Origin of the sequence: Actinomadura coerulea, from assembly GCF_014208105.1 — a bacterium.
Classification (GTDB): domain Bacteria; phylum Actinomycetota; class Actinomycetes; order Streptosporangiales; family Streptosporangiaceae; genus Spirillospora; species Spirillospora coerulea.
Map to the genome: position 1 here is coordinate 4,758,486 of NZ_JACHMQ010000001.1, position 12,994 is coordinate 4,771,479.

Genomic DNA, 12,994 nt, shown 5'->3' on the forward strand with positions numbered 1-12,994 from the left:
AGATCGGCGTCTCTGAAACCTCGCATAACGGTTGAGATTCGTGCTTTACGGGCCCCTTGTACTGGTACGGACCAGTGTTTATCTTCTTCCCCACCGCGCGCGTTTGTGCTCGGGGGGCGTTCACACCGCGCAGAATCTTTCATGCGCGAAAGCCGGAGAAGGCGGGGACAGATGAAACGGCACCTCATGGGCGTCGTCGCCGCGGGCCTGACCGTGGCACTCGGCGTCAGCGGCTGCGGCAAGGGCAGCTCGTCGGGAGGCGACTCCGACGGCAAGACCATCAAGTTCGTCGCCGCGATCTACGACGACAACACCAAGCCCTACTGGGACGCCCTGATCAAGGACTTCCAGGCGAAGAACTCGGGCTACAAGGTCAACCTGGAGATGGTCGACTGGACCCAGATGGACGCCAAGGTGAAGACCTACGTCCAGACCAAGCAGGTTCCGGACGTCCTCAACTACAACGCGTTCTCCGACTTCGCCCGCGACGGCCTCATCTACAAGGCCGACGAGGTGCTGTCGCCGGGCACGCTCGGCGACTTCACTCCGACGTTCGTCCAGCAGGCGCAGTACAACGGCGCGCAGTACGGCCTGCCGTTCATCTCCAGCGCCCGCCTCCTCTTCTACAACAAGGCCCTGTTCAAGAAGGCCGGCATCAGCGACCCGCCCGCCACCTGGGACGAGGTCAGGGCCGACGCCGAGAAGATCAAGAAGGCGGGCGCGACCGGGTACGGGCTGCCGCTCGGCCCCGAGGAGTCGCAGGCCGAGTTCTACTCGTGGGCGATGAACAACGGCGGCGGCTGGGTCGACGCGTCCGGCAAGTGGGCGATCAACCAGCAGGCCAACGTCGACACCCTCGCCTTCCTCAAGGACCTCAACAAGTCCGGGCTGACCCAGCCGAACCCCGAGACCACCGACCGCAAGACGGTGTTCAACCAGTTCGCGCAAGGCAAGATCGGCATGGCGATCGGCGGCCCGTTCACCAAGGCCGGGTTCATCGACCCGGTGAACAAGGAGCTGGACTTCGGCGTCGCGCCGCTGCCGAGCAAGAGCGGCACCGAGCACAACACCCTCGGCGTCATGGACGTCCTCGCCGCGTTCAAGAAGGACGGCGGCAAGAACAAGGAGGCCGTCAAGAAGTTCCTCGACTTCTTCTACCAGAAGGAGAACACCTCGAAGTTCCTCAAGACCGAGGGCTTCCTTCCGGTGACGAAGTCGGCCGGCGACGCGCTCAGCGCCGACCCCTACATGAAGCAGTTCGTGGACGCGCTCCCGACGTCGAAGTTCGCGCCGACGTCCAACCCGGCGTGGTCGGCGGTCGCGGGCGCGGTCAAGCAGGACCTCGGCTCCGCCGCCGCGGGCGAGGACCCGAAGAAGGTCCTGGACAAGATCCAGAAGACGGCCGAGAAGGCCGGCTGAGTGCGGGATCCGAAGACCGGAGAGCGGGGGGCCGCCGCCTCGACGGCCCCCCGCCCCTCCCTCCTCCGGCGGACCGGGCGCGCCCTCGCGCCGCTGCCGTGGCTCGCCCCGTCCCTCGCGCTCATCGCGACCGTGGTGTTGTGGCCCGTCATCGAGATGGTCCGCACCTCGCTGCAGAAGATCAGCTCGTCCGGCGTCACGCTCGGCTACCGGGGCGGCGGCAACTACACCGACCTGTTCGGTGAGGACGACCTCGTCCCGGTCGTGCTGCGGACGCTGCTGTGGGTCGCCGGCGTCGTCGTCATCACGATGGTGCTCTCGCTCGCGCTCGGCCAGCTGCTGAACGCGCGCTTCCCCGGCCGCCGCGTCGTGCGCTGGGCCGTCATCGTCCCGTGGGCGGCGTCGGTGCTGATGACGGCGCTGATCTGGAAGTGGATGCTGGACAACTACTCCGGCCTGGTCAACCGCGTGCTGCTCGACCTGCACGTGATCGACGAGCCGGTGAACTGGCTGGCCCACCCGGGGCAGGCGATGCTGTGGATGATGTGGGTGGCGGTGTTCGTGTCGCTGCCGTTCACCTCGTTCGTCATCCTCGCCGGGCTCCAGACGATCCCCGCCGACGTGTACGAGGCGGCCCGCGTCGACGGCGCCGGGTCCGTGCGCACCTACTTCGCCATCACGCTGCCGCTGCTGCGCCCCGCCGTGCTCATCGCGTCGATCATCAACGTGATCAACGTCTTCAACTCGTTCCCGATCATCTGGGCGATGACGGGCGGCGGCCCCGGCAGCAAGACCGACACCACCACCACGTTCATGTACAAACTCGCGTTCTACGACCAGAACGTCGGCGAGTCCGGCGCGATGGCGGTCGTGAACTTCGCCCTGATCCTCGTCATGGTGCTGCTCTACCTGCGCGCGGCACGCTGGCGGGAGGAGGTCCGATGACGCGCCGGATCGTCCTCACGGGCGTCGGCTGGCTGGTCGCCCTGGCGTTCCTGCTGCCCTACCTGCAGATGTTCGTCACCGCGCTCAAACCCGAACGCGAGCTGACCAGGTCGCCCGGCACCTACCTGCCCTCGCACTGGACGTGGTCGAACTTCACGGACGTCTGGTCGGCCGCGCCCGTCTGGACGTACATGCGGGTCTCCCTCACCGTCGCGGCGGCCGCCACCCTGGTCACGCTCGCCTGCGCGATGCCCGCCGCGTACTACACGGCCCGCAACCGCTTCCGGGGGCGCGGGGCGTTCCTGCTGCTCGTCCTGGTCACGCAGATGTTCGCGCCGACCGCGCTGGTGATCGGCATCTACCGGGAGATGGTCGCGCTCGACCTCACCGACACGCTGCTGTCGCTCATCCTCGTGAACGCGGCGTTCAACCTGCCGTTCTGCATCTGGATCCTGCACGGCTACTTCTCCAGCATCCCGAAGGAGCTGGAGGAGGCCGCGTTCCTGGACGGCGCGGGCCGCGTCCGGGCCCTCACCCGCGTGACCCTGCCCATCTCCATGCCGGGGGTGGTCACCGCGATCGTCTACACGTTCATCGCGGCATGGAACGAGTACATCGTGGCGCTGACGGTCACCGCGTCCCCTGACCGCCGCCCCCTCACCGTCGGAATCCCGTCCTTCGTGACCCAGTACCAGGCGCACTGGCAGTACCTTTTCGCCACCTCCCTGATCGCGATCATTCCGGTCGTCGTACTGTTCGTCTTCATCGAGCGCTACCTCATCGGCGGCCTGACGGCGGGATCGGTCAAATGACACTCATCGGTTTGGACGTGGGCGGGACCACGATGAAGGCCGCCCTGGCCGGCGAGGAGGGGCAGGTCCTGGCGAGCGAGTCGCGGCCCACCGACCGGAACGACCCGGTGGGCGGCGTCCTCGACTTCGCCGCCCATCTCGCCGCCCGCGCCGCGTCTCTGGGCTCCCCCGCCCGCGCGGCCGGCATCGCCCTGCTCGGCACCGTGGACGAGGCGACGGGCACGGCCGTCCACTCCGCCAACGCGGGCTGGCGGAACGTGCCGATGCGGCGCCTGGCGCGCGAGCGGCTCGGCATCCCCGTCGCCATCGGCCACGACGTCCGCACCGGCGGCCTGGCCGAGGCCGTGCTCGGCGCGGGCCGCGGGGCGGGCGACTTCGTCTTCGTGGCCATCGGGACCGGCATCGCCGCCGCCCTGGTCCTGAACGGCGTCCCCTACCCGGGGACGGTCGGCTGGAGCGGCGAGATCGGCCACGTCGTCGTCCGCCCCGGCGGCGAGCCCTGCGCCTGCGGGAACCGGGGGTGCGTGGAGACCTACGCCTCCGCCGCCTCCATCTCCCGCCGGCACGGCGAGGGCGTCCCGGCCGAAGAGGTGATCGCGCGGGCCGGGAGGGGCGAGGAGAAGGCGCGCCGGGTCTGGTCGGAGGCGCTCGACTGCCTGGCCGACGGCCTCGCCGTGACGACCCTGCTGATGGACCCGGGCCTGGTGGTCGTGGGCGGCGGCCTCGCCCGCGCCGGGGACACGCTCCTGACCCCCCTCGAATCGCGCCTGGCCGACCGTCTGAAGTTCCGCGACCCGCCCCGCGTACTGCGCACCCAACTGGACGACCAGGCGGCCGTGAAGGGTGCGACGATCCTCGCCCAGCGCGCCCTGAACGGCGGCTAGATCGCTGATGGGAAAGGGCCCGGCCTGGTGCACCACAGCGACGCCGGGTCGCAGGGCGTCCACCGGTTGAGTCCGCCCAATACACCTCTTGCCGGTTCACCACGCATCTGGTCGGCGCTGGGATCGACGCCTCCATCGGCACCGTCGGCGACGCGCTCGACAACGCCTTGATGGAGTCGGCGATCGGCTTGTACAAGACCGAGCTGATCAAACCGCGGGGCCATGGAAGAACCTGACCGGAGAAGGCCCAAGTCCAGGGACTACAGGGCAGGAGAGCGCTCAGGGAAATCTGGGGTTGTTTTTTAGAGCGGCCCCCCTGAGGAGGCCGCTCCGTTGTTCCTGGTTGTCGACGTTCCACTCGGCCGACGTCGGCTCCTCGGCCGACCGCGATCTGAGCGGCCGGCCAGACGGGGTCAGCGACAGCCGTGAGGACTGCCCCTGTCCGACCAGTTGCCGCTCGACCCCGTGGAAGACGGGCGCGACCGGAGCCGCACCTCCTCGACTGCGCGTGCTACGCGAGGTTGGTCATCCTCGCGAACATCTGCGTCATGAGCTCGCGGTCCCCCTCTGGGGTCGCGGTTTCCGCGTGCTCAAGGTTGGCTTCCGCCCGCGCTTTCATGTACTCCGGGGTTCCGGGCTGGAAGTCGTGGCTCCTGAAAGTACTGCACAGCCCCGGCAGGAACGGAGTGTAGCCGTACTGGTACCACCTGTTGAAGCGGGTGGTACCAAGGACGCCTTGCATGGTGAGGCCACGCTCGCACCGAAACGCTTGTGGATCATGGAAGATCTCCTTTGCCACCAGCGGACGCGGCCCGGTCCACGACATTTCATGCCGACTCACGTTGACCCAGTTCAACGTCTCGTCGAGAGTCCTCCTGCGCATGTACTCGCCGGGCGGGGTGACTTGGCCTCCCTTCATCGTGCACCACTTGCGCATAATGAAAGGGTCACCGTACTGGCCGATTCTTTCCTGTTTGAAGACCGGCGCGTTCCAGTCCCAGAGCCAGATCACCGTTCCCGCGGTGACCACCACGCGCATGAGGAGTGGTCGGGACGCCGCACAGATGCGCAGGTCCCATTCTCTCTTCTCCCGACTGCGAAGCCAGTCCGGGCCACTTTTCCTTGTCGACGGTGGCGTATCGAGTGCGTCTTGCAGCCTGCGAACGGCCTCTTGCGTTGAGAGCATTTCTACCCCTTTGGTTTGGTGCGCACCTCTGATCCGGCGCGCCTCACAAACCACCGTCCGTTCCGATACCCGGGCGGCAACACACCGTCGTCCGAGGGGTGCCACCGGAAACCGGCAGATTCGGGCCGCCGATCTTCTGACCAGCGGTTTCGTGTGCCCAACCCGCCATCGTCCGGGAAGGTAGCGGCCGCGCGGGTCTGCCAGGCGTCCTGTTCGGCGACCGCGTCCGGCGGCGAGGGAACCAGGGCCCGCGCGGGGGCGGCGAGGCTGGCCGTTCGTGGGCGCCCTCCCGAGACTCCCCCGGCAAACTCGCCGGCGTCGGCGGCGGCCAGATCGGCGCGCTGGCGGGCGGTCTCGCGCCACAGGGCATGCCGGGCGGTGATCTGTTCAGCGACCGGCGCGGGCAGCACTTCAGCGATCTAGTCCCGCTCGACGAGTTCGGCGAGGCTGTCCAAGGCCATTCGCGTGCCGGTCTCGTTGTCGGCGGCGGGCACGGTGTCGGGCATGCCCTCGTGAACGACGAGCACCTCGGTGCCCCCGTCGACCTCGGTGAGCGTCGTGGTCATCGTCACCTCGCCCTGGAGGGCGGGATCGCCGGTTTCGAACTCGAACACCTCGACCACGCGCTCGCCGGGCACGAGTTCCACGAACCGCCCGTGGTAGGTGTCGGTGCGCGCCGACGACTTGCCGGCGCCGGTCGGCGCGTCGTAGGTGAGCGAGATCCGGAACGCGCCGCCCTCGCGGCCGTCGAACTCGTGCACCTCGCCGGTCATGCCGTCGGGGACCCGCCACTTCACGATCGCGTCCCCGTCGACGAGCGCCCGGTAGACGTCCGAAGGCCGGGCCTTCACGTGCCGCGACACCCGCGTCGAGTACATGCGCCCACCCTACGGCGCCCCTCCTGGACGGCCGCCGCGCCCGGGACGCCTGGTCCCGGGTCGCGCGCCTTGACAGCGGCGGTCTCCCCGGCGACGATCACCCGCAGGGGTGATCGCAAGGAGGTCGCCCAACACGCCAATCCACAAGGAACACGAGATGGCCGAGAAGCAGAACCCGCAGCGTTTCGACAACCCGACGCAAGGCATGGGTGACGCGAACGCGCAGATGCTCAAGTACCAGGCGGAGCTGTCGCCGACCGGCCAGGTCGACGTCCAGTCCGGCCACAACGGCTCCCACCACACGATCACGACGGTGAGCGGCAACCAGTCCGCCGACGAGATCAAGGCGCAGGTGGAGGGGGCGCGGAACAAGAGCTGATCCGCGCCCGCTGACACTCTGAGAACAACCACCGAGGCCCTGGGGAGCACCACCGTCCCCGGGGCCTCTCCTGTCTTCTCCGTTTCGTGGACGCACCGGCCGGTGGGCGGGCGGTCCGGCTTGTAGTGTTTCGGCGTGTTCATGGGGCGAGACCGCGAGCTCGACCACCTCGCCGGCCTGCTGAGGGACGCCCGCGCCGGGCGGAGCAGGACCGTGGTGGTCCAGGGCGAGGCGGGGATCGGCAAGACGGCCCTGGTCGAGCAGGTCGCGGCGGGCGCCGGGGACATGCGGGTCCTCCGCGGGACCGGTGTCGAGTCCGAGTCCGAGCTGGCGTTCGGCGGGCTGCACCTGATGCTGCACCCCTACGGCGACCGCTTCGGCGAGCTGCCCGAGCAGCAGGCGGCGGCGCTGCGGTCCGCGTTCGGCCTCGGCTCCGGCCCGGCGGGCGACCGCTTCCTGATCGGCGCGGCCACGCTCACGCTGCTGTCGGAGCTGGCCGCCGACCGCCCGCTGGTGTGCCTGGTCGACGACGCGCAGTGGCTGGACACCGCGTCGCTGGACGCCCTGCTGTTCGCCGCGCGCAGGCTCGGCGCCGACCCCATCTCCATGATCTTCACGGCGCGGGACGGCGCCCGCCCCTTCCCCGACCGCGGCCTGGAAGTGCTGCGGCTGACCGGCCTGGACCGCGGCGCCGCGGAGGAACTGGTGGCGGCGCACGCGCCCGGGCTGACCGTGCCGGTCCGCGAGCGCCTGCTGGACGAGGCGGCCGGCAACCCGCTCGCCCTCATCGAGCTGGGGAACGCCCTGCGGTCGCGGCCCGCCCGTCCCGCCGGCCCCCTGCCGGTCGGCGGCCGGGTGCAGGAGACGTTCCGGCGCCGCCTCGCCGAGCTGCCGGACGCCACCCGCCGGCTGCTCCTGGTGGTCGCCGCCGGCGGCACCGCCGACCTCGGCATCGTGCTGCGCGCCGGGGACGCGCTCGGCCTGACGCCCGCCGACCTCGGGCCCGCCGAGGAGGCCGGACTCGTGGTCCTGGACGGCGGGGAGGTGCGGTTCCGGCACCCGCTCATCCGCGCCGTCACCTACCAGGACGCGGCCCACCACCGGCGGATCGACGTCCACGGCGCCCTGGCGGGCGTCCTGCGCGGCGACGAGCACGCCGACCGGCGCGCCTGGCACCTCGCGGCGGCCGCGACCGGCCCCGACGAGGGCGTCGCCGCCGAGCTCGAACGCGTCGCGCACCGCGCCGAGCTGCGCGGCGGGACGGCCGCCGTCGCCACCGCCTACGAGCGCGCCGCGCGGCTCAGCACCGAGCCGGAGGGCAAGGCCCGGCGGCTCGTCCACGCGGCGCGGGCCTCCTACGACGCCGGCCGGCCCGACCAGGCGGCCCGCCTCGCCGAGGAGGCCGAGCACCTCAGCGCCGAGGACGGGGTCGTCGCGGAGGCCACGTTCATCCGCGCCCAGGTCGCCTACGAACGCACGTCGCCCGCCGCGGACGCCGAGCTGGCGCTGCGGGCGGCGGCGCTCATCGCCGGGAGCGACCCCGAGCAGGCGGTCGCCATGCTGACGGAGGCCGTCTGGGCCGCCCGGGACGCCGGCGCCCACGACCTCGTGCGGCGCGGCGTCGAGCTGCTCGGGACGGTGCGGCTGCCCGCCGGCTCGCCGAAGGCGCCGGTGACCGCCGGGCTGATCGCCTACGGGCGGCTCGCGGACGGCGTGCCGGGGGCCGTCCCCCGGATGCGGGCCCTCTTCGAGGCCGCGCGCGGCGGCGAGGTCGAGGACAACGTCGAACTCGTCATCAGCGGTTTCATGGGCCTGCTCGTGGCCGACGACCGCGGCGCCACCGGGCTGCTGGAGCGGATGGCCGCGCAGGCCAGGACCCGGGGCGCGCTCGGCTGGCTCCCCTACATCCTGGAGGCCCTCGCGATCGGGCGGGTGCTGCTCGGCGACCTGCGCGGCGCGGACGCGGCGGCGGCCGAGGGCATGTCGCTGGCCGCCGACATCGGCATGGACACGCAGGTCACCGCGCTGCGGTGCATCGTGGTGCGGCTGGAGTCGGACGCCGGGCGAAGCCGCGCCCTGGCGGCGGGCGTCCTCAAGCACTCCGACCTGCACCCGACCAACACCGCGCTCGCGTCCTGGGGGCTGGGGCTGCTCGACCTCGCCGAGGGGAACGCCGGAGCCGCCCTGGAGCGGCTGCACGCGGTGTGCTCGGGCCCGGCCCGGCACGACGTGCTGATCCGCGCCGTCCCGGACCACGCGGAGGCGGCGGTGCGCGCCGGGCGCCCGGAGCTGGCCCGCACCCGCCTTCCCGCGTTCGAGTCGTGGGCGGCGGCCACGTCGAGCACGGCCCTGATCTCCCGCTGCCGCGCCCTGCTCGCCGCGGGGGACGACGCCGGTGAGCACTACCGCACCGCCCTGGACCTGCACGGCGACCGCGTCTACGACACCGCGCGGACCCGGCTGCTGTACGGGGAGTGGCTGCGCCGGCGGCGGCGCCGCCCCGAGGCCCGGGAGGAGCTGACCGCGGCGCGGGAGGCGTTCGCCCGGCTCGGCGCCGAGTGCTGGGCCGAGCGCGCCCGCGCGGAGCTGGAGGTCCTCGGGGACCGTCCGGCGGCCCGGTCCGGGGACGCCGACCCTCTGAAGCGGCTGACCCCGCAGGAGCTCCAGGTCGTGCGGCTCGCCGCCGCCGGGCTCAGCAACCGGGAGATCGGCGCCCAGCTCTACCTGAGCCCCCGCACGGTCGGGCACCACCTCTACAAGGCGTACCCGAAGATCGGCGTCTCCCGCCGCGTGGAGCTGGCCCGGCTGGTATCGGACACATGACTTAGGCCTTCCGCCGCACCTGCCGGGCCCGCCTGCCCCGCAGCCCGTCCGCGCCCCGTGCGCCCCCGCCGGCCTGCGCCGTTGAACACCCGTTCGATGACCGATGCGGGCCTACCGGCCGCGCTCGTAGCGTCGTGGCCACCTCGAACGAACGGAGAACCACGATGCTTCTGGAGAACAAGACCGCGGTCGTCTACGGCGGAGGCGGCAGCATCGGCGGCGCCATGGCGCGCGCCTTCGCGGCGGAGGGCGCGCGGGTGTTCCTCGCCGGCCGCACCCCCGCCAAGCTCGACGCCGTCGCGGAGGAGATCCGGACCGCGGGCGGCCTCGCCGAGACGGCCCGCGTGGACGCCCTGGACGAGGACGCCGTGAACGGCTGGGTCGACTCGGTCGTGGAGACGGCCGGCAGCATCGACGTGTCGGTCAACCTCATCTCCCAGGACGCGCTGTTCCGGCCCATGATCGAGATGCCGGCGGCGGACTTCGGCCGGGCCATGGAAAAGATCGCGCGCTCGTTCCTGGTGACCACCCGGGCCGCCGCGCGGCACATGGTCAAGCAGGGCTCGGGCGTGATCCTGCACTTCGGCGGCTCCGACGCCACCAACAGCATCCCCGGCATCGGGACGGTGCAGATCGGGTGCGACATGGTCGAGGCGATGCGCCGCCAGTGGGCGTGCGAGCTCGGGCCGCACTCGGTCCGCGTCCTGTCGATGCGGACCGGCGGCGTCCCCGAGTCCATGCCGGACATCCCGGACATGGAGCCGGTCAAGCAGCAGATGGTGGACGCCACCCTGCTCAAGCGGGCCGCGACGCTCGCCGACGTCGGCCGCGTCGCCGCCTTCCTGGCCTCCGACCACGCCGCCAGCCTGACCTCCACGCAGGTCAACATCTCCGCCGGCGCCCTGGTCGACTGACGCGGGGACCGTCCTCACGCCGTCCGGCCCGATCCCCGCGAACCGCGCACGGGTGGACGGCCTGCCCCTGCCTCAGGGGCAGCAGGCCGGGCTCCCGGTGGTCCTTCACGGCGATGGCGCGGAAGCCCAGGTAGTCGCCGGTCAGGCGGTCGGGCCCTGGCCGTCTTTGTGGAGGGCCTCGGCGATGGCGTCCTGCCAGCCCTCCAGGAAGGCGGGGTAGCCGTCGGCGAAACGGCGCAGGTGGGCGGCTCCGTCGCCGGACAGTGCGGTGAGCTCGTAGGTGACGGTCACGTCGCTGTGGCCGCCGGCCCGCTCCAGGACGACGGAGACCGTTCCCGCACTGACGCCCGGGGTGACGCGCGCGTAGCGGATGCGCCGCCCGGGGGTCGCGTCCACGACGATCCAGGTGGTGGTCTGGCCGTGCTCGCGGTCGGGTGTCCGGAAGACCGTCCCGGGCTCGGCGTCGTCGGCGACGGGAGCGGGGAAGGACGGCTCCCAGTGCGACGCCCACCGCCGCTCGCCCTGCGCCGTGAACAGGGGGAACGCCTCGCCGGGAGGCAGCGCCACCGTCAGGCGGCCGGTGAGCCGGTGCCGGGCGCCGGTCATCGCGTCTCCTCCAGGGTGTGCGCGTCCGCCGCGGTCAGCGTCAGGCCGTAGACGTCCTTGAGCTGCTCGATCTTGGCGAGCGTCTCCGGTGAGAAGGGGATCTTCCCCTCGAAGGCGTGCAGGGCGATGCCTTCGACCAGGTCGCCCAGGGACAGGTCGAGGTACTCGGCCAGCGCCTTGAGGACCTTGAGCACGTTGCGTTCGATCCGCACGCCGGTCTGCACCCGCTCAATTTTTACCATGGTACCAAGTTACCAACTTTCGTCCCGGCGTGGGTGGCCATGCCCGGACGATCACCTCTACCTTGGACGATCACGCATTCTTCGGACGTGGCGGACGGAAGGGGTGGAGCGGCATGCCGGAACCTTCGGCCGCCTCAGGCGAAGAGCCACCGACGGACGAGCGGCCAGAGGCGGAGGAGCGACCGGGGGCCGACGCCGGTCGGCGGAGCCGGCTGTGGTGGGCGGCATGGCTCGTCCCGGGTTACGCGATCTCCTACGGGCTCGTGCTTCCGGCCCTCGGCGACCGCTTCTGGTGGCTCGGGATCCCCGGGATGGTCGGACTCGCGTGCGTGGTGCTCATAGCGCTGAACGTGCTGCTCGAAGGGCCGTTCCGCGGCGCCGTCCCTTACGCCACGGACGGGACCGACCGCCGTGGCCCGGTGAGGCACCACTGCAAGGTCCTGGTCGGGCGCTACCTCCTGCTGGTGGCGGTCGGCGTCCCGATGGTGGTCGTGCCGCTCGCCGTGGACGTCCGCTACCTCTACCCGTTCGTCGGCACGGGGCTGATGGCGCTGCTGCTGGGGACGAGGTTCTGGCTCCCCCAGATCCTCGCCCTGCGCAAATGCGCCCGGGTGCTGAAGGTCTACGACTTCGAGTTCCGCTCCCCCGTGAAGAAGTCGAACCTGCGCGGCAACGGGGTGCGGTCCCTGACCCTGGGCGCCGGCGACTCTCCGCGCATGTCGGCCCGGGAGCCGCTGTGCTCCGACCGCTGGCCCAGAGGGATCGAGCACGGAGTGTGGTTCGCCGGGGACGACCCCTTCGGCGGGGTGCTCCTCGTCCCGGACACGGGTGAGCTGATGTGCATGCAGCCGGAGAACTGGGCGGCGCAGGACAAGGCCCGGCGGCAGGCCGCGCACAAGCGCCGCGAGAGGGCCCGCCAGGCGGGTCTGGCGCGCAAGTCGATCTAGCCGCCGGGACGGCTAGGGGGTGATGACGAGCTTGCCGCGCGTGTGCCCGGTGCGGCTGGCGTCGAAGGCCTCGCCCACCTTCTCCAGCGGGTACGTCCCGGCGACCTCCACCGTGAGCGCGCCGCGGTCCGCCATGGCCGCGAGCTCCGCCAGCTTCGCGCCGCTCGGGCGGACCCAGATCCAGTGGCCGCCGTGCTGGTCGACGGTGTTGTCGGCGACCGACACGTGCCGCCCGCCCTCGGCCAGGACGGCGAGGGTGGTGTCGAGCTGGCCGCCCACGAAGTCGGCGACGGCGGTCACCCCGTCGGGCGCCAGCTCGCGGACGCGCTCGACCAGGCCGTCCCCGTAGGCGACGGGCTCGGCGCCGAGGCCGCGCAGGAACTCGTGGTTCTCCTCGGAGGCCGTGCCGATCACGCGGGCGCCGCGGTCCCGGGCGATCTGGACCCCCAGGCTCCCCACGCCGCCGGACGCCGCGTGGATGAGCAGGACGTCGCCCTGCCCGACCTCGAGCCGGTCCAGGGAACGCTGCGCGGTCATTCCGACGAGCGGCAGCCCGCCGGCCTGGTTCCAGTCGAGCGACGCGGGCTTGCGCGCCACGTCGTCCGCCGCGACCGCGACGTACTGGGCGAACGTCCCGGCGCCGACGACGTCCTTGCGCGCGTAGGACATGACCTCGTCGCCGTCCACGAAATCCGGGGTGTCGGGGCCTCTCCCCCGCACCACCCCGGCGACGTCCCAGCCGGGGATTACGGGGAACATCGCGTCCATCATCCCGTCCAGGCCACCCGTCATGACCTTCCAGTCGACGGGGTTGACCCCCGCCGCGCGGACCTCGATCAGGACCTGTCCCGGGCCGACCTTCGGATCCGGGACCCTTCCGACCTTCAGCCGGGAGTTGTCGCTGGCATAGGAGTCATAGGTGACGGCGCGCATGCCCTCAGCCTGCCACCCGGCCCGCC

At 71.6% G+C, this 12,994-nt stretch carries 13 protein-coding genes and 1 pseudogene; 9 read left to right on the forward strand and 5 right to left on the reverse strand.

Annotation, left to right across the window (positions count from 1 at the left end):
• Positions 1–171: 171 nt before the first annotated feature.
• From BKA00_RS21820 to BKA00_RS21840, 5 genes and pseudogenes are all read left to right on the forward strand, one after another.
• Positions 172–1,419, forward strand: a complete 1,248-nt coding sequence (locus tag BKA00_RS21820; protein ID WP_185027768.1) for an extracellular solute-binding protein — start codon at positions 172–174, stop codon at positions 1,417–1,419.
• Positions 1,420–2,364 carry a carbohydrate ABC transporter permease gene (locus BKA00_RS21825; RefSeq protein ID WP_230298652.1) on the forward strand — a complete coding sequence of 315 codons (945 nt, stop codon included), beginning with the start codon at positions 1,420–1,422 and terminating at the stop codon, positions 2,362–2,364.
• Positions 2,361–3,176 carry a carbohydrate ABC transporter permease gene (locus tag BKA00_RS21830; protein WP_185027770.1) on the forward strand — a complete coding sequence of 272 codons (816 nt, stop codon included), beginning with the start codon at positions 2,361–2,363 and terminating at the stop codon, positions 3,174–3,176. Before BKA00_RS21825 ends, BKA00_RS21830 begins: the two co-directional genes overlap by 4 nt.
• Complete coding sequence (locus BKA00_RS21835; RefSeq protein ID WP_185027772.1) at positions 3,173–4,060, forward strand: ROK family protein; 888 nt, start codon at positions 3,173–3,175, stop codon at positions 4,058–4,060. The genes BKA00_RS21830 and BKA00_RS21835 overlap by 4 nt, the downstream gene beginning before the upstream one ends.
• Before the next feature lie 21 nt (positions 4,061–4,081).
• Positions 4,082–4,269 (forward strand): annotated as a pseudogene (locus BKA00_RS21840) (hypothetical protein); the annotation flags it as partial.
• Positions 4,270–4,571: 302 nt separating this feature from the next.
• Here the strand turns inward: BKA00_RS21840 and BKA00_RS21845 are convergent.
• A complete protein-coding gene (locus tag BKA00_RS21845; RefSeq protein ID WP_185027773.1) occupies positions 4,572–5,246 on the reverse strand; it encodes a sugar transferase in 675 nt (224 codons plus the stop codon).
• 419 nt (positions 5,247–5,665) lie between these two features.
• A complete protein-coding gene (locus BKA00_RS21850) occupies positions 5,666–6,124 on the reverse strand; it encodes an SRPBCC family protein (RefSeq protein ID WP_185027775.1) in 459 nt (152 codons plus the stop codon).
• Positions 6,125–6,281: 157 nt separating this feature from the next.
• On the opposite strand from BKA00_RS21850, the gene BKA00_RS21855 reads away from it, so the two are divergent.
• The 3 genes from BKA00_RS21855 to BKA00_RS21865 all read left to right on the forward strand — a co-directional run bounded on the left by BKA00_RS21855 (position 6,282) and on the right by BKA00_RS21865 (position 10,240).
• The gene (locus tag BKA00_RS21855; protein WP_185027777.1) at positions 6,282–6,503 is read left to right on the forward strand and encodes a hypothetical protein; all 222 of its coding nucleotides are present in this window, start codon (positions 6,282–6,284) and stop codon (positions 6,501–6,503) included.
• Between the two features lie 141 nt (positions 6,504–6,644).
• Complete coding sequence (locus BKA00_RS21860; protein WP_185034595.1) at positions 6,645–9,326, forward strand: ATP-binding protein; 2,682 nt, start codon at positions 6,645–6,647, stop codon at positions 9,324–9,326.
• A gap of 164 nt (positions 9,327–9,490) precedes the next feature.
• Positions 9,491–10,240, forward strand: a complete 750-nt coding sequence (locus tag BKA00_RS21865; RefSeq protein WP_185027779.1) for an SDR family NAD(P)-dependent oxidoreductase — start codon at positions 9,491–9,493, stop codon at positions 10,238–10,240.
• A gap of 141 nt (positions 10,241–10,381) precedes the next feature.
• On the opposite strand, the gene BKA00_RS21870 is transcribed toward BKA00_RS21865, so the two are convergent.
• Together BKA00_RS21870 and BKA00_RS21875 are read right to left on the reverse strand one after the other, a co-directional pair.
• Positions 10,382–10,846: an SRPBCC family protein gene (locus tag BKA00_RS21870; RefSeq protein ID WP_185027781.1), complete on the reverse strand. Its 465-nt coding sequence runs from the start codon at positions 10,844–10,846 to the stop codon at positions 10,382–10,384.
• Positions 10,843–11,088 (reverse strand): hypothetical protein, encoded by a 246-nt coding sequence (locus tag BKA00_RS21875; protein WP_185027783.1) that lies wholly within the window; start codon positions 11,086–11,088, stop codon positions 10,843–10,845. The genes BKA00_RS21870 and BKA00_RS21875 overlap by 4 nt, the downstream gene beginning before the upstream one ends.
• Positions 11,089–11,201: 113 nt before the next feature.
• Between BKA00_RS21875 and BKA00_RS21880 the strand changes: the two genes are divergently transcribed.
• The gene (locus BKA00_RS21880) at positions 11,202–12,035 is read left to right on the forward strand and encodes a hypothetical protein (protein WP_185027785.1); all 834 of its coding nucleotides are present in this window, start codon (positions 11,202–11,204) and stop codon (positions 12,033–12,035) included.
• Positions 12,036–12,047: 12 nt separating this feature from the next.
• Here the strand turns inward: BKA00_RS21880 and BKA00_RS21885 are convergent, their stop codons facing one another.
• Positions 12,048–12,968: an NADP-dependent oxidoreductase gene (locus tag BKA00_RS21885; RefSeq protein WP_185027787.1), complete on the reverse strand. Its 921-nt coding sequence runs from the start codon at positions 12,966–12,968 to the stop codon at positions 12,048–12,050.
• Positions 12,969–12,994: the final 26 nt, after the last annotated feature.